Raw genomic sequence first — 17,471 nt, 5'->3', positions numbered from 1 at the left:
ACACCCCATGACAGAACCCACCTTCACCGCCGACGCCGCCGCGCTCGAACTGCTCCGCGCCACCATCGACAGCGCGTTCGATCGCCGCGCCGCGCTGACGCCGGAGGAAACCGCCGGCGCCGTGCGTCCGGCGATCGAACAGGTCATGCGTGGGCTGGAGTCCGGCGCGCTGCGGGTCGCCGAGCCCGACGGCGACGGCGGCTGGCGCGTCAACGAGTGGTTGAAGAAGGCGGTGCTGCTGTACTTCCGGATCAACGACATGGCCGTGATCGACGCGGAGCCGGCGCCGTTCTGGGACAAGGTGGAAGCGCGCTTCGCCGGACACGACGAGGCGGCGTTCCGGAACCTGGGCGTGCGCGTGGTGCCCGGCGCGGTGGCGCGGCGCGGCAGCCATCTGGGCCGCGACGTGGTGCTGATGCCGAGCTTCGTCAACATCGGCGCGTACGTCGGCGCGGGCACCATGGTCGATACCTGGGCCACCGTCGGCTCCTGCGCCCAGATCGGACGCCACTGTCATATCTCCGGCGGCGCCGGCATCGGCGGCGTGCTCGAGCCGCTGCAGGCCGCGCCGACGATCATCGAGGATCACTGCTTCATCGGCGCCCGTTCCGAGGTCGTCGAGGGCGTGATCGTCGGCCATCACAGCGTGATCGGGATGGGCGTGTTCCTCGGCCAGAGCACGCGCATCTACGATCGCGCCACGGGCGAGATCGGCTACGGGCGGGTCCCGCCCGGCAGCGTGGTGGTCGCCGGTTCGCTGCCCGCCGCCGACGGCAGCCACTCGCTGTACTGCGCGGTGATTGTCAAGCGGGTCGACGAGCGTACGCGGGCGAAGACTTCGGTCAACGAGTTGCTGCGCGGGCTGGCGGATTGATGAGAGCAAGGAACGAGAAACGAGGAGTGAGAAACGAGGAGTGAGAAACGAGGAGTGAGAAACGAAAGGAGAGCCTCGATACCCGCACTCGTTTCTCGTTCCTCTCCACTCGTTCCTGCATTGAAAACGGAGACGGCATGACCACCCTCTACGGACTGAAGAACTGCGATACCTGCAAGAAGGCGCGCAAGTGGCTGGACCGCTTCGGCGTCGTGCACGACTTCGTCGATTACCGCGACACGCCGCAGGTGCCGGCCACGCTGGCGGACTGGGCCGGCCAGGCCGGGGGCTGGGACGCGCTGATCAACAAGTCCTCGACCACCTGGCGCACCCTGCCGCCGAACCGCAAGACGCCGGGCACGGAGGCCGAGTGGAAACTGCTGCTCAAGGAGTATCCGCAGCTGATCCGGCGCCCGGTGGTGGTGACCGACGACGGCATCGTCACCCACGGCTTCAGCGACAACGGCTTCAAGAAGCGTTTTGGGCAGGAAGGCGCCGGGCGATGAGCGGTCGATGGGCGAGCGGCGAGCGGAAGAAGCATGACACTCGCAGCTCGTCGTCCCGGTGCAGGCGAGGAAGTGCGACGCTCCCGGTTCATCATCCGGGCTGGGGATCAGCTTGCTGTTCCCCCCTCCGCTCCGTTCGGCGGGACGGACGGGATCAAGATGGTTCCCAGCCTACGCTGGGATGACGAGCGATTACGCTCACTCCTCACTCCTCACTCCTAACGTCATGTCCGATGTCCTCGACCTTACCTGCGACCTGATCGGCCGTGCCTCGGTCACGCCGGACGATGCCGGTTGCCAGGCGCTGATCGCCGCACGGCTGGAGACGGCCGGCTTCGCCTGCGAGCGGCTGCGCTACGGCGCGGTCGACAATCTATGGGCGACGCATGGCAGCGGCGGCCCGGTGCTGGTCCTGCTCGGGCACACCGACGTGGTGCCGCCGGGGCCGCGCGAAGCCTGGAAGAGCGATCCGTTCGCGCCGGAGGTCCGCGACGGCGTGCTGTACGGACGTGGCGCGGCGGACATGAAGAGCGGGGTGGCCGCGTTCGTGGTCGCCGCCGAGCGGTTCGTGGCCGCGCATCCGGACCATCCCGGAACCGTGGCGCTGCTGCTGACCTCGGACGAGGAGGGCGATGCCATCGACGGCGTGCGCCGGGTCGCCGCGACCTTCCGCGAGCGCGGTCAGCGGATCGACTGGTGCATCACCGGCGAGCCCTCGTCGAAGCAGCGGCTGGGCGACCTGCTGCGGGTCGGCCGGCGCGGCTCGCTGTCGGCGACGCTGACCGTGCGCGGCGTGCAGGGGCATGTGGCCTATCCGGAAAAGGCGAGCAATCCAGTGCACCGGGCGCTGCCGGCATTGGCGGAACTCGTGTCGCGGCGCTGGGACGACGGCTACGAGAGTTTTCCGCCGACCAGTCTGCAGATCTCCGATGTCCACGCCGGTACCGGCGCCAACAACGTCATCCCGGGCGAACTGCAGGTGCAGTTCAACCTGCGCTACAACCCGCACTGGAATGCCGAACGGTTGCAGGCGGAGATCGCCGCGCTGTTCGATCGCCACGGGCTGGACCACGACGTGCGTTGGCACCGCAGCGGCGAGCCGTTCCATACACCGGAAGGTCCCCTGCGCGCGGCCGCGCGCGCGGTGCTGACGGATTTCACCGGCACGCCGCCCGAGGAAAGCACCGGCGGCGGCACGTCCGATGCCCGCTTCATCGCACCGCTCGGGGCGCACTGCATCGAGCTGGGGCCGGTCAATGCCAGCATCCACAAGGTCGACGAACACGTGCGCGTAGCCGACCTGCAGGCCCTGCCGGGACTCTATCTGGCGCTGATCGAGCGACTGCTACCGCAGGAGTGAGAAATGAGAAGTGAGGAGTGAGAGGGAACGATCTCTCGTTTCTCACTCCTCTCCACTCACTCCTGCCGTCCCGGCCAGGCGTTGACCACCGCGCAGAACAGCCGCGCGGTCTGCTCGGCGTCGTAGATCGCCGAATGCGCCTCGGCGCTGTCCCAGGGAAAGCCGGCTGCCTGCACCGCGCGCGCCAGCACCGTCTGCCCGTAGGCGACGCCGCCCAGCGTGACCGTATCGAACACGCTGAAGGGGTGGAACGGATTGCGCTTGTGGCCGCAGCGCGCGACCGTGGCGTTGACGAAATGCAGGTCGAAATGCGCGTTGTGGCCGACCAGGATGGCGCGCTGGCAGCCGTGCTTCTTCACCGCCGTGCGGATCGGCGCGAACACGTGGTTCAACGCCTCGCGCTCGGGTTTCGCGAGGCGGAAGGGATGGTCGAGGTCGATGCCGGTGAACTCCAGCGACTTCGGATCGATCTCGGTGCCCTCGGCCGGGATCACGTGCGCGCTGGCGGTCTCGCCGGGCACGAGCCGGCCCTCGGCGTCGAGGTCGATCGGCACCACCGCGATCTCGAGCAGCGCATGGCGATTCCAGTCGAAGCCGCCGGTTTCCACGTCCACCGCGACCGGCAGGTAGCCGCGAAAGCGTTTCGCCAGCGGGCTCGGAGCGCCGACGGCCGGGACGTTATCGTTCATCGGACAAGCGTATCCCAATCCGTGCGGCGAAGTCGGCTCCGCCGTCGCTGTTTGCGCGAGCGCTACGCGATGCATTCCGCTCGACGGGGCGTCGTTGCGGGCGATCGACCGTGGCGGCGTTCAATCGGCGCGGCCGGCGAACTCGCCGGTCGTGGTGTTGACCAGCACGCGTTCGCCGTTGCCGATGTACTCGGGCACCTGGATCTCGATGCCGGTGCTCAGACGGGCCGGCTTCGGGCGCTTGGTGGCGGTGCCGCCCTTGAGCTCCGGCGGCGTCTCCACGACCTCCAGCGCCACGCTCTGCGGCAGCTGCACCGCGACCGGCTGCTCGTCGATGATCTGCACGTGGCAGCCGGTCAGGCCGTCGCTGATGTAGCCGGCGGCCTCGCCGACGGCGTCGGCGTCGAGCATGTAGGGCGCGTAGTCCTCGTCGTCGAGGAATACGAAGGCATCGCCGTCCTTGTAGGAGAAGGTGGCCTGCCGGCGCGAGAGCTCGACCTCCTTGAGGTCGTCATCGGCGCGCAGCGACAGGTCGTACTTGCTGCCGCCGGGGACCGAGTACAGGGTGAAGCGGAACGTGACGTTGCCGCCGCGCCCTTGCGGCGAACTGCGCTCGATGTCGCGCACCTGGTACACGGTGCCGTTGTGTTCGATGACGTTGCCTTTCTTGAGGTCGGAGGCTTTCATAAGGGCCGGGATTGGGGATTGGGGATTCGGGATTGGGAAGAGCAGGGACGGTTGGTGCGGAGGTCGGGGAGGTGATCGGGTGACCGCTCTTGCGAATCCCGAATCTCGAATCCCCAATCCCGGCTTTACTTCGGCGCCAGCCGAACCGCCCCGTCCAGGCGGATCGTCTCGCCGTTGATGTAGCGATTGCCGAGCAGGCAGGCGACCAGGTCGGCGAACTCGGCCGGCTGCCCGAGCCGCGACGGGAACGGGATCGAGGCCGACAGCGACTGCTGCACCTCCTCCGGCATGCCGTCGACCATCGGCGTCCAGAAGATGCCCGGTGCGACGGTGTTGACGCGGATGCCGAAGCGCGCGAGCTCGCGCGCCATCGGTAGGGTCATGCCGATCACGCCGGCCTTGGAGGCGGAATAGGCCGCCTGGCCGATCTGGCCCTCGTAGGCCGCCACCGAAGCGGTGTTGACGATTACGCCGCGCTCGCCGTCTTCGCCGGGATCGTTGTGCTGCATCACCGCGGCCGCGGCCTTGGCGACGTTGAAGCTGCCGACCAGGTTCACCATCACCGTAGTCGAGAACTGCCGCAGCGGCATCGGCGCCTCGCGCCCGAGCACGCGACCGGCACCGAGGATGCCGGCGCAGTTGATCGCCGCGTTCAAGCCGCCGAGGAAATCCCGGGCGGCGTCGACATTGGCGACCACGCCGTCCTCGTCGGTGACGTCGGTGCGGATGAAGCGCGCCCGGGCTTCGCCCAGCTCGGCGATGGCGGCGGTGCCCTTGTCGTCGTCGACGTCGAACAGCGCCGCCCTGCCGCCGTGGGCGACCAGGTGCCGGGCGACCGCCAGGCCGAGGCCGGACACGCCGCCGGTGACGACGGCGCGGATGTCGGAAAGCTGCATGGGCGTTCCTGGGGTGCGGAAACCTGACATTTTACCCGTCGCCGCCGGCCGGCGTCCCGCGATCCGTCGTAGGAGCGCGCCATGCGCGCGATGCCGCGGGTGTCGACAGGATCCGGTGGATGCCGCGATTCTGGACCGGCAGGCGCGCCGGTCACCGGAATCCGCGGGCGGCGAAGCGCCCGCGGTATCGCGCGCATGGCGCGCTCCTACGGAATGGCAGCGGATTCCAGCGCGTTGCCTGCGATGCGGTGCGCGAACTCGTCCGGCGGCAGGCCGGGCGCGAACAGGAATCCCTGGCCTACGGACACGCCGAGTTCGAGCAGGAACCGGCGTTGCGCCTCGGATTCGACCCCTTCGGCGACCAGGCCCAGCCCGAGGCTGCGGGCGATGCCGGCGATCGCCTGGCAGACCGCGACATCGGAATGGTTCCGCGGCACGCCCTCGACGAACAGCTGGCTCAGCTTCATGCCGTGGATCGGCAGCCGGCGCAGGTAGTTGAGCGCGCTGTACCCCTCGCCGAAATCGTCGATGGTCAGCACCACGCCCATCTCGCGCAGCTCGGCGAAGGTGCGCAGGGTGTCCGGCGCGTCCTCGATCAGCGCGCGCTCGGTGAACTCCAGTTCCAGCGCCGCGCCGGGCAGCCGGTACTCGGCGAGCACGCCACGCACGGTGCCGGCCAGGTCGTCGCCGAGGAACTGGCGATAGGAGACGTTGACCGCGACGCGGACCACGCCCAGCCCGGCGTCACGCCAGGCCGCGACTTGCTGGCAGGCCTCGCTCAGCACCCAGCGGCCGATCCGCACGATGTCGCCGGTGGTCTCGGCGTGGCCGATGAAATGATCGGGGCGCATTTCGCCGAGCTGGTGGTTGCGCCAGCGGATCAGCGCCTCGGCGGCGACGATGCCGCCCTTGCGCATGTCCACCTGCGGTTGATAGACGAGGTGGAACTCGCCGTTGTCGACCGCGCGCCGCAGGTGCGTCTCCATTCGCAGGCGGTCCTTGCGCGACTGCGCAAGCGCCGGGCTGTACGCCTGCCAGCCGTTGCGCACCCGCCGCTTGCTGTCGTACATGGCCGCGTCGGCGCTCTGGATCAGCGTCTGCGGCCGGTCGCCGTCCTCCGGCGCGCGCGCGATGCCGATGCTGGCGGTGACGTCGAACTCCTCGCCGGCGTGGCGGAAGCCGTCGTCGAAGGCATCGAGGATCCGCTGCGCCACGCACTCGGGTCGCTCCGGGTCGTCGGCCAGGCTGCAGACCACCAGGAACTCGTCGCCACCGAAGCGTGCGATCAGCCCCTCGGTGCCGACCGCGTGGCAGATGCGATCGGCGACATGGCGCAACAGTTCGTCGCCGGCGCCGTGGCCGAGCACGTCGTTGACCATCTTGAAGCGGTCGAGGTCCAGGTACAGCACCGCCAGGGGCGACTGTGCCGGATCGTCCATGCGCGCGCCGATCTCGCCGAGGATCGCGTCTCGGTTGAGCAGGCCGGTCAGCGGGTCGGTCCGGGCTTGTACCCGCAACGTCTCCTCGGCCTGCTTGCGTTCGCTGATGTCCTGCAGGGTGCCGGTGACACTGACGTTGGCCGACTCGTCGTGTTCCGGTTCGCCGATGATGCGGATCCACAGCATGCGCCCGTCGCTGCGCCTGCCCTGCAGTTCCAGGTCGATCGGCTGCTGCTGTTGCCGCGCGTGCCGCAGGGCGTGTTCGAAACGGCTGCGGTCGCCCTCGCGCAGGCACTGCAGCAGCGCATCCATGGTGGCGGGCGGTCGTGGCTGGCCGAGGATCCGCGCGGCCTCATCGGTCAGGTACAGCGCGTCGCGTCCCGCCTCCCATTCCCAGCCGCCGATCCGCGCCAGCGCCTGGGCGCGGCCGAACAGGGCGCTGTCGCGCTTGAGCTGGGTGACGTCGCTGAAGAACGAGATCACCTGGTGCGGGGTGCGGCTGCCGGGCATGAACAGCGGCACGGTGGTCACCGACAGCCAGCGCAGGCGGCGCTCGGGCTTGTGGTACAGGCCCAGCACCGTGCTCTGCGTGGCCTTGCCGTTGCGCAGGGTGCGGGTGGTCGGCAGGTCCTCGTCGGCGATGCGGCGGCCGCTCTCGTCCAGCAGGGTCCACGCCTCCGGGGCAAGGTAGTCCTCGAGGCTGTGGTCATCTTCGGCGCCGAGGATGCGCATCGCCGCGGCATTGGCCTGCAGCGGGCGGTTGTCGGCGTCGTGCACCAGCACGCCCTTGTCGATCACTTCCAGCAGCTGGCCGTAGCGCGATTCCGCCTCGCGGCGCGCGCTGAGGTCGCGGGCCACGGCGACGATGCAGCGCCGCCCCTCGTGCAGGAATCCGGCCGAATGCACCTCCACCGGAAAGCGGCTGCCGTCGCCGCGCATGTTGGTGACCTCGATCACGTAGGTGCCGCCGCGGCGCAGCGTCTCGAGCACCGGTTGCAGATGGTCCTCGGGCAGGTCCGGGTTGAGCACCTCGATCGGCTGGCCGACGATCTCTTCGCGGCTGCGCCGGTAGGCAGCCATGCCGGCCTTGTTGAGGTCGAGCACGATGCCCGTCTCATCGAGGATGCTGACCGGGTCGGGGACCGCGTCGAACAGCGCGCGGTAGCGCGACTGGGCCGACTCGGCGCCGGCGGCCGCCGTGCGCAGGGCGTCGCGGGCGGCGGCGAGCAGGTCGCGGGCACCGGCGGGCAGGTCCGGATCGCGGCAGGCCGCGTCGAGTGCGTGCGCGAGCCGCGCCGGGTCCGCGTCTGCGGACGCGGAAGGGTGTTCCCCGGCTCGCGGCTTGCGGCTCATTCCACGGCCGCCGCCGCGGATTCGCCGGCGGGCGCCGTGGCGCGGCCGAACCGGCTGCCGGTTTCAACGCCTAGCAAGGCCGCCAGCCAGCGACCGGTCTCGCTCAGCGCCTGGAGGTCGATGCCCGTGTCGATCCCCATGCCATGCAGCATGTACACCACGTCCTCGCTGGCGACATTGCCGCTGGCGCCGCGCGCATACGGGCAGCCGCCGGTGCCGGCGACGGCGGCATCGACCACCGCCACGCCCTCTTCCAGGCAGGCGAGGATGTTCGCCAGCGCCTGGCCGTAGGTATCGTGGAAGTGGATCGCCAGCGCGCCAACCGGCATCGCCGCTGCGACCGCGCGCAGCATCGCCCGTGCCTTCAGCGGCGTGCCGACGCCGATGGTGTCGCCGAGGGAGATCTCGTAGCAGCCCATGTCGTACAGCGCCTGTGCCACGCGCACCACGTCGGCCAGCGGCACCTCGCCCTGGTACGGGCAGCCGAGCACGGTGGAGACGTAGCCGCGCACGCGCACGCCGTCCGCGCACGCCCGCGCCAGCACCGGCGCGAAGCGCTGCAGCGATTCGTCGATCGAGGCGTTGATGTTCCTGCGGTTGAAGGCCTCCGAGGCGGCGGTGAACACCGCGATCTCCTCGACGCCGACCGCGCGTGCGCGGTCGTAGCCGGTCTCGTTGGGCACCAGCACCGGATAGGCCACCCCGGGCCTGCGGCCGATGCCGGCGTAGACCTCGGCGGCGTCGGCCAGCTGCGGGATCCATTTCGGGCTGACGAAACTGGTCGCCTCGATCGTCTTCAGCCCGGTGGCGGACAGGCGGTCGATCAGTTCGATCTTGGCCGCGGTGGGCACGTGCGCCCGTTCGTTCTGCAGCCCGTCGCGCGGGCCGACTTCGACGATACGGACGGTGTCGGGGAACTGGCTCATTCGGTTTCGCCGGGGGAGGGTGGCGCCAGGAGTTTTTCGAACACGATCTTCGGATCCTGCGGCGAGGGTACCGCTTCCAGCGCCACGATCCGGTAACCCTCGCCGATCAACAGCCGCAGCATGCCGGGAAAGCCGTTGCGGGACTTGACCCGTACGTTGGCGTAACCGGCCTCGCGCAGGCGACGCTCCTGCTCGCGCAGCAGCGCCAGGGCGATGCCGTGGCGCCGGTACGCCGGCAGCACCGCGCCGACCCAGCTGTAGAACCTACGTGTTTCGAGCGCATAACCGGCCTTGTAGCCGACCGGTTGCCCGTCGGCGAAGGCGATGAGGATCAGTGCGCCGCTGTCGGCGCGCAGGCGTTCGGCCAGGGTGGCGGCGCGCTTGGGACAGGAGAATTCGGGAATCCGTGCCTCCAGCGCCGCAATCCCGTCGATGTCGCCCCGTTCGATGCGGATCTCCATGCGCACGGGCTCCGGCCGTGGTCAGGTTTCGGCCCGCAGTACGACCAGCACCGCATCGCCGTCGACGAAGTCGCCGACCTCGGCCCTGACCTCGGCGACGATGCCCGCGCGCGGCGCGCGCAGGGTCAGTTCCATCTTCATCGCCTCCATCACCAGCAGCGCCTGGCCTTCGACGACCTCGGCGTCCGGTGCGGCCTCGACCAGCACCACGCGTCCGGGCATCGGCGCGGTGATCCGGTCGCTGCCGGCGGCATCGGCGCCGGCCTCGAAGCGGAAGGCGGGCAGCCGCGCGAAGCGCATGCGCCGCGTGCCGTCGTGCACGGTCACGCCGTCGTCGTCGGCGTGCGCGAGAAAGCGGTGGCCCGCGTCATCGACGCGCAGCGACAGTTCGCCGCCGCTCGAGCGTGCGCCCTCGATCCGCAGCACGGCGCCGTCGGCGGTGCGCAGCCGGTAGTCGCCACCGGTGCCGGCGGCATGCAGTTCGAGGCGCTGTTCGCGATATTGCAGCACCAGCAGCCGGTCGCCGGCGTGTCCCAGGCGCCAGCCGTCGGCGATCGCCCAGGGCGAGTGCGGCTCCGGCGACGCCGCGGCCGCGTCTCTGCGTTCCTGCTCGTCGTGCAGCAGCGCGGCCGCGGCCGCCGCGGCCAGTTCCGCGTGCGCCGGCGGGTCCGGCGGGGGCAGCACCTCGTCGAGGTGCCGGTCGAGATAGCCGGTGTCGATCCTGCCTTCGGTCACCACCGGGTGACGCACCAGCCGTTCGAGGAACTCGATGTTGGATTTCGGGCCGATGATCCGGCAGGCGGCCAGCGCTTCGCGCAGGCGGGCAAGGGCGCGCGGCCGGTCGCTGTCGTGGACGATCAGCTTGGCGATCATCGGATCGTAGAAGATGGTCACCGTGTCGCCTTCGACCACGCCCGAGTCCACGCGCACGTGCGCCGATTGCGGCGGCAGCCGCAGTTCCTGCAATCGGCCCGAGCCGGGCAGGAAGCCGGCCTCCGGATCCTCGGCGTAGAGCCGCACCTCGATCGCATGGCCGTGCTGGGCGACGGCGTCCTGCGCCAGGGGCAGCGCCTCGCCGGCGGCCACGCGCAGCTGCCATTCGACCAGGTCGAGACCGGTCACCAGTTCGGTCACCGGATGCTCGACCTGCAGCCGGGTGTTGATCTCCATGAAGAAGAAACCGCCGTCTGGCGCGACGATGAATTCCACCGTGCCGGCGTTCTCGTAGTCGATCGCACGCGCCGCCAGCACCGCGGCCTCGCCCATGCGCGCGCGCAGCGCCGGGGTGAGGAACGGCGACGGCGATTCCTCCAGCACCTTCTGGTAGCGGCGCTGCGCCGAGCACTCGCGCTCGTTGAGATGAATCACGCTGCCGTGGCTGTCGCCGAAGACCTGGATCTCGATGTGCCGCGGCTGTTCGATGTAGCGCTCCAGCAGTACGCGGTCGCGCCCGAACGCACTCGCCGCCTCGCGCTTGCAGCTGCCCAGGTTCGGCAGGAAATCGGCCGGCTCGCGGACGACGCGCATGCCCTTGCCGCCGCCGCCGTGCGCCGCCTTGATCATCAGCGGATAGCCGATCCTCGCGGCCTCGCGTTCGAGCGTTTCCGGTGCCTGGTCCTCGCCTGTGTAGCCGGGGACCACCGGTACGCCGGCCGCCTGCATCAGTTCCTTGGCGCCGGCTTTGCTGCCCATCTTGCGCATCGAGGCTGCGTTGGGGCCGACGAAGGCGAGGCCGGCCGCTTCCACCGCATCGGCGAAGTCCGCGTTCTCGCTGAGAAAGCCATAGCCCGGATGGATCGCCTGCGCCCCGCTGCGTTTCGCGGCATCGAGGATCGCATCGCCACGCAGATAGCTGTCCTGCGGCCGCGGCCCGCCGATCGGATACGCCTCGTCGGCCAGGCGTACGTGCTGCGCGTCGGCGTCGGCCTCCGAGAACACCGCGACGGTGCGGATGCCGAGCCGGCGCGCGGTGCGGATCACGCGGCGGGCGATCTCGCCGCGGTTGGCGATCAGGATCGTGTCAAACATCGGCTTCTTTCTTTGGAGCCCAGGCCGGCGGGCGCTTGTCGAGGAATGCGGCCAGCCCCTCCCGGCCCTCGGGCGAGCCGCGCAGGGCCGCGATCAGGTCGGCGGTGGCGCCGTCCAGCGCGTCGCGATCGCCCTGCGGCACCACCGCGCGCACCAGTGCCTTGGCCTGCGCCGAGGCCACCGGGCCGGCGCGGAGCAGCAGCTGGATCTGCCGATCGACCGCGGCATCGAGCGCGTTGGCGGCGACCACCTCGTGCAGCAGGCCGATACGCAGCGCCTGCTGTGCGTCGAAGACCTCGGCGCTGGCGAAATAGCGGCGCGCATTGCGGGCGCCGATCGCCGCGATCACGTACGGCGAGATCACCGCCGGCAGCAGCCCGAGGCGGCTCTCGGTGAGGCCGAACTTCGCCTCCGGCACGCCGATGGCGACATCGCAGCAGGCCACCAGGCCGACGCCGCCGCCGAAGGCCGCGCCGTGCACACGGGCGATGGTTGGCTTGGGCAGCTCGTCGAGCGCACGCATCAGGCGCGCGAGGGCGAGGGCGTCGTCGCGGTTTTCCGCTTCGCCGGCGGCGGCCATCGCGCGCATCCAGTTGAGGTCGGCACCGGCCGAGAACGAGTCGCCGGCGGCTTCCAGCACCACCGCCCGGACCGTATCGTCGCCGCCCAGCGTGGACAGACGCGCAGTGAGGGCGGCGATCAGGTCGGCATCGAAGGCGTTGTGGATGGCGGGGCGATTCAGGCGCAGGCGGGCGACGGCGCCGGTGCGTTCGAGCAGCAGGGCATCGGTCATTGCGTGCCTTTCGATGAACGGACCCGAATGATAGCCGTTGCGCCGCGCCGGCTTCAGGGACGACGGGTGCACCGAACCCCCGGCCGCGGGTAGAATGAGAACAATTAGCATTCAGGTCACCGCAGTGAGACTTTCCGATCTGCCGCGTCGCGGCGTGGCCCGGGTCGACCGGGTCGAAGACCGCGCACCCGGCGACCCCATCGCCCGCCGCCTGCGCGAACTCGGCTTCGTCTCCGGCGAGCCGGTGCGGATGATGGCGGCCGGCCCGTTCGGTGCCGAGCCGCTGCTGGTGCAGATCGGCTTCACCCGCTTCGCCCTGCGCCGCGCCGAGGCGGCACGGGTGTTGCTGAGCGAGGAGGGCGCGCGCGCGTGAGCGAGATCGTCGTGCCGCTGCGGCTGGCGCTGGTGGGCAATCCCAACTGCGGCAAGACCGCGCTGTTCAACCAGCTCACCGGCAGCCGCCAGAAGGTGGCCAACTACGCCGGCGTCACGGTCGAGCGCAAGGAAGGGCGGCTGCTGGCGCCCTCGGGGCGGCGCTATGCGCTGCTCGACCTGCCGGGCGCCTACAGCCTCAACCCGTCGAGCCTGGACGAGGCGATCACCCGCGACCTGTGCCGCGGCCACTATCCCGGCGAGCCGATGCCGGACGTGCTGGTTTGCGTGGTCGACGCCACCAACCTGCGCCTGCACCTGCGTTTCGTGCTGGAGCTGCGCACGTTGGGCCGGCCGATGGTGGTGGCGCTGAACATGGCCGACGTGGCGGCACGGCGCGGGATTCGCATCGACCGCGCCGGCCTGGAGCGCGAACTCGGCGTGCCGGTGGTGGAGACGGTGGCGGTGCGGCGCAACGGCGCCAAGGCGCTGGTGGCACGCATCGAGGCGATGGCGGAAACGCCGGCGGCGCCGCTGCCGCGGCAACCCGGCGTCGGCGATCCCGCCATGGACGACGAGGCCCTGCATACCGAGACCCGGCGCCTGCTGGCGGCGACGGTGGACATGCCCGCCAGCACCTCGCGCATCGACGATGCGCTCGATCGTTGGCTGCTGCATCCGCTGCTCGGCCTGCTCACGCTGGCCGCGGTGATGTTCCTGATCTTCCAGGCGGTCTACGCCTGGGCGACGCCGATGATGGATGCGATCGAGGCCGGAACCGGCTGGCTGGGCGCGGCGGTCACCGAGACCTTGCCGGAAGGCCCGCTCGCCAGCCTGCTGGCCGACGGCATCATCGCCGGGCTCGGCGGGGTGATCGTGTTCCTGCCGCAGATCCTGATCCTGTTCGCCTTCATCCTGGTGCTGGAGGAGTCCGGCTACCTGCCGCGGGCGGCGTTCCTGCTCGACCGGATGATGGCGGCGGCGGGCCTGTCCGGACGCTCCTTCATCCCGTTGCTGTCGAGCTTCGCCTGCGCCATTCCCGGGATCATGGCCACGCGCTCGATCCAGGACCCGCGCGACCGCATCGCCACGATCATGGTCGCGCCGCTGATGACCTGTTCGGCGCGGCTGCCGGTGTACGCGCTGCTGATCGGCGCGTTCATCCCGCAACAGCAGGTGGCGGGCATGTTCAACCTGCAGGGGCTGGTGCTGTTCGCGCTGTACATGGCCGGCATCTTCAGCGCGCTGGCGGTGTCTTTCGTGATGAAGAAGTGGCGCCGCGACAAGCGCGAGCACATGCTGCTGCTGGAACTGCCCTCGTACCGGCTGCCGCATCCGCGCGACGTGCTGATCGGGCTGTACGAGCGCGCGTTGATCTTCCTGCGCCGAGTGGGCGGCATCATTCTGGCCTTGACGGTACTGCTGTGGTTCCTGCTGTCGTTCCCGGGGCCGCCGGACGGCGCCGCCGGCCCCGCGATCGACTACAGCTTCGCCGGCCGCATCGGCCACGCCATGACCGCGGTGTTCGCGCCGCTCGGGTTCAACTGGCAGATCTGCATCGCCCTGATCCCGGGGCTGGCCGCGCGCGAGGTGGCGGTGGCCTCGCTGGCCACCGTGTACGCGCTGCAGGCCGCGGACGACGATGCCGCCACGCAGGCGCTGACGCCGCTGATCAGCGACGGCTGGTCGCTGGCCACGGCACTGTCGCTGCTGGTGTGGTTCGTCTACGCGCCGCAGTGCATCTCCACATGGGCGACGATCAAGCGCGAGACCAACTCGTGGCGGACGATGGCGATCAGCGCCGGCTACCTGTTCGCGCTGGCGTACCTGGCCTCGCTGCTGACCTACCAGGTCGCGGTGCTGCTGGGGGCGGGGTGAGCAGGCGATGAGCGTATCGATCGCCCTGCAGTACGTCCTCGTCGCGCTGGCCGTGGCGATCAGCGCCTGGGCCGTGCTGGTGAAGCAGTTCCCGGGCGTCGCGCGCAGCCTGCGCGGCGCGCTGGCATTGCCGCTGCTGCGCGACGGCCGGCCACGATGGCTGCGCCCGCTCGGCCGCCTGCTGGCGCCACCGGCGATGACGGGCGGCGGCGGCACGTGCGGTGGCTGCGATGGTTGCGGGCCGGTGAAGGCGAGGAACAAGTAGCGAGGAACGAGGAAAGAGTCAGGGCAGCACGCACCCACTCGTTTCTCGTTCCTCTCTACTCGTTTCTGCTTTTCAGTGCTTGGTGCTGCGCTTGACCGGCCTGCGCATGTCGCTGGTCGGGAACACCTCGACTGCGAGGCTGAAGCTGCGCTCCTGGCCCGAGTGCATGGCGCCGACGCCGACGACCTGGCGGTTGATCTCGTTGCCCTCGTCGTCGCGGATGATCAGCACCACCGAGTACTCCCAGGCGCCGCCCTCGGCGGGGTGGCGGATCGTGCCTTCGACCTGCAGCGCGGTGGTCGACGCGGCGACGGCCTCGGACGCCGCCGCCGAATCGAAGCGCAGATAGTGGCGGCACGACGGGCAGATGCTGGCGCTCTGCAGGATCGTCGTCTTGCAGTGCGGGCAGGCGCGCGTGGCGCCCGCCGCGCCCGGCCGGCCGCTGCTCATGAAGCGAGTTCGAGATCCGCCTTGTCGGCCTTGGCTTCCGCCTTGCCGTTGCCGTTGACCTTGTGGTTCGCTTCCTTGTTCTCCCAGCCGCATTCGATGTGGCCGCGGATCTTCGAGCCTGCCGCCACCGTCAGCGAGCCGGCCTTGAGGTCGCCGTTCATGACCGCGGTGTCGAGCAGCTCGACCCGCGACGCCGAATCGATGTTGCCCTCGAGATCGCCGGAGACGATGACCTTCTCGGCGCGCACGCCGCCGTTGAGCTTGGCGCCCTTCTCGATGGTCAGGTCGCCCTGCACGTTGACGTCGCCCTTGAACCGGCCGGCGATGCGGACATGGCCGGTGCCCTCGATCTTGCCTTCGATGGTCAGGTTGGACGCGATCAGCGACTCCTTGACCTCGCTGGTGACCGGGCGCCGCGGCGGGGCGTTCTGGGTCGGATTGAAATCGGCGACGGCGGGCTGCGGGTCGCGGGCCGGCGAGGCGGCGGGCTCCGGGGCGAAGGAGGGAGCAGCATCCTTCTTGGCGGAGCTGGGCTGGTTGAAGATGGCCATCACGAAAATTCCTCATGGACGAACAGGGACAGGCGTATCGGCCGCAGGCGGGCAGCCGCGCAGGAACGACAGGGTCGTAGCCGCGAGACTAGCATGCAGGTCGCCACGCCGCGATGTGACCGCCCTCACCGAATCCGAGATCGGGCGGGATGTTACGACGGTTTGTTGATCCTGCCGGTTGGGAGTGTCCACGCTGCTTACACAGGGGACCCCGGCTCGACCCGAGCCTGGCGTCGGCCGCTGACGATCCGGTGACAGGCCGGTTACATCCGGAACATGCCGAACCGCGCCGGCTCGACCGGCGCATTGAGCGAGGCCGAGATCGCCAGCCCCAGCACGCGCCGGGTATCGGCCGGGTCGATGATGCCGTCGTCCCACAGCCGCGCGGTGGCGTACCAGGGGCTGCCCTGGGTTTCGTACTGGTCGCGGATCGGCGCCTTGAAGGCCTCCTCCTCCCCGGCGGTCCAGGTGCCGCCCCTGGCCTCGATGCCGTCGCGCTTCACCGTCGCCAGCACGCTGGCGGCCTGCTCGCCGCCCATCACGCTGATGCGCGCGTTCGGCCACATCCACAGGAATCTCGCGCCATAGGCCCTGCCGCACATGGCGTAGTTGCCGGCGCCGAAGCTGCCGCCGATGACCACCGTGAACTTGGGCACCGACGAGCACGCCACCGCGGTGACCATCTTCGCCCCGTCCTTGGCGATGCCGGCGTTCTCGTACTTCCTGCCGACCATGAAGCCGGTGATGTTCTGCAGGAACACCAGCGGGATGCCGCGCTGGTTGCACAGTTCGATGAAGTGCGCGCCCTTGAGCGCGCTCTCGGAGAACAGGATGCCGTTGTTGGCGACGATGCCGACCGGGTAGCCGTGGATGTGGGCGAAGCCGGTGACGAGCGTCCTGCCGTAGCGGGCCTTGAACTCCTGCAGTTCGCTGCCGTCGACGACGCGCGCGATCACTTCGCGGATGTCGAACGGGCGCCGCGTGTCCTTCGGCACGATGCCGTAGAGCTCCTCGGCCGGGTAGCGCGCCTCGCGCGCCTCGCGCAGCGCCATCTGCAGGCGCTTGCGGCGGTTGAAGCCGCCGACGATGTCGCGCGCGATCTGCAGCGCATGGCGGTCGTCCTCGGCGAAATGGTCGGCCACGCCCGAGACGCTGGTGTGCACGTCGGCGCCGCCGAGCGCCTCGGCGTCGACCACCTCGCCGGTGGCGGCCTTCACCAGCGGCGGTCCGCCGAGGAAGATCGTGCCCTGTTCCTTCACGATCACCGACTCGTCGCACATCGCAGGCACGTAGGCGCCACCGGCGGTGCAGCTGCCCATCACCACCGCGACCTGGGGAATGTTCTCGGCGCTCATCCGCGCCTGGTTGTAGAAGATGCGACCGAAATGCTCGCGATCGGGGAACACCTCGTCCTGCAGCGGGAGGAAGGCGCCGCCGGAGTCGACCAGGTAGATGCAGGGCAGGCGGTTCTCGCGCGCGATCTCCTGCGCGCGCAGGTGCTTCTTCACCGTCATCGGGAAGTAGGTGCCGCCCTTGACGGTCGCGTCGTTGGCGACGATCACCACTTCCTGGCCCATGACCCGGCCGATGCCGCAGACCAGGCCGGCCGCGGGCGCGGCGCCGTCGTACATGTCCTCGGCGGCCAGTGGTGCGATTTCCAGGAACGGCGAGCCGGTGTCGAGCAGCGCGGTGATGCGCTCGCGCGGCAGCAGCTTGCCGCGGGCGCTGTGCTTTTCGCGCGCCTTCTCGCCGCCGCCTTCCGCGGCGCGGGCCAGGCGGCGATCGAGTTCGGCCACCAGCGATCGGTGGTAGCCGGCATTGTCGAGGAAGTCCTGCGAACGCGGGTCCAGGCTCGAACTCAGGGCGGGCATGCGCGGGCATCCGGACGGCGGGTCCGACAGGATAACCGCCGCGACCCGGCTGCGGCCTGCGCAAAAGGAGAA

General features: G+C 70.0%; 17 protein-coding genes. 6 read left to right on the top strand and 11 right to left on the bottom strand.

Annotated elements, in window-relative coordinates; genetic code table 11:
- The first annotated feature begins 7 nt into the window (after positions 1–7).
- The 3 genes from dapD to dapE all read left to right on the top strand — a co-directional run bounded on the left by dapD (position 8) and on the right by dapE (position 2,740).
- On the top strand, positions 8–874 hold the full coding sequence (gene dapD, locus AB5T46_RS14840; protein WP_370564796.1) for a 2,3,4,5-tetrahydropyridine-2,6-dicarboxylate N-succinyltransferase: 867 nt from the start codon (positions 8–10) through the stop codon (positions 872–874).
- A 137-nt stretch (positions 875–1,011) separates the two neighbouring features.
- On the top strand, positions 1,012–1,380 hold the full coding sequence (locus AB5T46_RS14835) for a Spx/MgsR family RNA polymerase-binding regulatory protein (RefSeq protein WP_370564795.1): 369 nt from the start codon (positions 1,012–1,014) through the stop codon (positions 1,378–1,380).
- A 226-nt stretch (positions 1,381–1,606) separates the two neighbouring features.
- Positions 1,607–2,740, top strand: a complete 1,134-nt coding sequence (gene dapE, locus AB5T46_RS14830; protein ID WP_370564794.1) for a succinyl-diaminopimelate desuccinylase — start codon at positions 1,607–1,609, stop codon at positions 2,738–2,740.
- A gap of 56 nt (positions 2,741–2,796) precedes the next feature.
- Here dapE and rnt read toward each other — a convergent pair whose 3' ends face one another.
- From rnt to AB5T46_RS14790, 8 genes are all read right to left on the bottom strand, one after another.
- Complete coding sequence (gene rnt / locus AB5T46_RS14825) at positions 2,797–3,429, bottom strand: ribonuclease T (protein WP_370564793.1); 633 nt, start codon at positions 3,427–3,429, stop codon at positions 2,797–2,799.
- A 120-nt stretch (positions 3,430–3,549) separates the two neighbouring features.
- Positions 3,550–4,116 (bottom strand): elongation factor P-like protein YeiP, encoded by a 567-nt coding sequence (gene yeiP, locus AB5T46_RS14820; RefSeq protein ID WP_370564791.1) that lies wholly within the window; start codon positions 4,114–4,116, stop codon positions 3,550–3,552.
- A gap of 125 nt (positions 4,117–4,241) precedes the next feature.
- Positions 4,242–5,012: an SDR family NAD(P)-dependent oxidoreductase gene (locus AB5T46_RS14815; protein ID WP_370564790.1), complete on the bottom strand. Its 771-nt coding sequence runs from the start codon at positions 5,010–5,012 to the stop codon at positions 4,242–4,244.
- A 206-nt stretch (positions 5,013–5,218) separates the two neighbouring features.
- The gene (locus AB5T46_RS14810) at positions 5,219–7,804 is read right to left on the bottom strand and encodes a sensor domain-containing protein (protein WP_370564789.1); all 2,586 of its coding nucleotides are present in this window, start codon (positions 7,802–7,804) and stop codon (positions 5,219–5,221) included.
- Positions 7,801–8,730, bottom strand: coding sequence for a hydroxymethylglutaryl-CoA lyase (locus AB5T46_RS14805; RefSeq protein WP_370564788.1), 930 nt, complete (start codon positions 8,728–8,730; stop codon positions 7,801–7,803). Before AB5T46_RS14805 ends, AB5T46_RS14810 begins: the two co-directional genes overlap by 4 nt.
- Positions 8,727–9,191: a GNAT family N-acetyltransferase gene (locus AB5T46_RS14800; protein WP_370564787.1), complete on the bottom strand. Its 465-nt coding sequence runs from the start codon at positions 9,189–9,191 to the stop codon at positions 8,727–8,729. The genes AB5T46_RS14805 and AB5T46_RS14800 overlap by 4 nt, the downstream gene beginning before the upstream one ends.
- Positions 9,192–9,212: 21 nt before the next feature.
- Positions 9,213–11,219 (bottom strand): acetyl/propionyl/methylcrotonyl-CoA carboxylase subunit alpha, encoded by a 2,007-nt coding sequence (locus AB5T46_RS14795; protein WP_370564786.1) that lies wholly within the window; start codon positions 11,217–11,219, stop codon positions 9,213–9,215.
- The gene (locus AB5T46_RS14790) at positions 11,212–12,012 is read right to left on the bottom strand and encodes an enoyl-CoA hydratase-related protein (RefSeq protein ID WP_370564785.1); all 801 of its coding nucleotides are present in this window, start codon (positions 12,010–12,012) and stop codon (positions 11,212–11,214) included. The genes AB5T46_RS14795 and AB5T46_RS14790 overlap by 8 nt, the downstream gene beginning before the upstream one ends.
- 124 nt (positions 12,013–12,136) lie before the next feature.
- On the opposite strand from AB5T46_RS14790, the gene AB5T46_RS14785 reads away from it, so the two are divergent.
- From AB5T46_RS14785 to AB5T46_RS14775, 3 genes are read left to right on the top strand one after another with little or no spacing between them, the layout of a single operon-like run.
- Entirely contained in the window at positions 12,137–12,385 is a 249-nt protein-coding gene (locus AB5T46_RS14785; protein ID WP_370564784.1) for a FeoA family protein, read from the top strand.
- Positions 12,382–14,262, top strand: coding sequence for a ferrous iron transport protein B (gene feoB, locus AB5T46_RS14780; RefSeq protein ID WP_370564783.1), 1,881 nt, complete (start codon positions 12,382–12,384; stop codon positions 14,260–14,262). The genes AB5T46_RS14785 and feoB overlap by 4 nt, the downstream gene beginning before the upstream one ends.
- Positions 14,263–14,269: 7 nt before the next feature.
- On the top strand, positions 14,270–14,527 hold the full coding sequence (locus AB5T46_RS14775) for a DUF6587 family protein (RefSeq protein WP_370564782.1): 258 nt from the start codon (positions 14,270–14,272) through the stop codon (positions 14,525–14,527).
- 72 nt (positions 14,528–14,599) lie between these two features.
- Here the strand turns inward: AB5T46_RS14775 and AB5T46_RS14770 are convergent, their stop codons facing one another.
- The 3 genes from AB5T46_RS14770 to AB5T46_RS14760 all read right to left on the bottom strand — a co-directional run bounded on the left by AB5T46_RS14770 (position 14,600) and on the right by AB5T46_RS14760 (position 17,399).
- Positions 14,600–14,977: a hypothetical protein gene (locus AB5T46_RS14770; protein WP_370564781.1), complete on the bottom strand. Its 378-nt coding sequence runs from the start codon at positions 14,975–14,977 to the stop codon at positions 14,600–14,602.
- On the bottom strand, positions 14,974–15,528 hold the full coding sequence (locus AB5T46_RS14765) for a bactofilin family protein (RefSeq protein ID WP_370564780.1): 555 nt from the start codon (positions 15,526–15,528) through the stop codon (positions 14,974–14,976). Before AB5T46_RS14765 ends, AB5T46_RS14770 begins: the two co-directional genes overlap by 4 nt.
- A gap of 263 nt (positions 15,529–15,791) precedes the next feature.
- Positions 15,792–17,399: a carboxyl transferase domain-containing protein gene (locus AB5T46_RS14760; RefSeq protein ID WP_370564779.1), complete on the bottom strand. Its 1,608-nt coding sequence runs from the start codon at positions 17,397–17,399 to the stop codon at positions 15,792–15,794.
- Positions 17,400–17,471: the final 72 nt, after the last annotated feature.

The sequence above is a fragment of the Luteimonas salinilitoris genome (assembly GCF_041300785.1).
GTDB classification, from domain to species: Bacteria; Pseudomonadota; Gammaproteobacteria; order Xanthomonadales; family Xanthomonadaceae; genus Luteimonas; species Luteimonas salinilitoris.
Note: the sequence above shows the minus strand (reverse complement) of the source record. Positions and strands in the feature narration are given on the sequence as shown.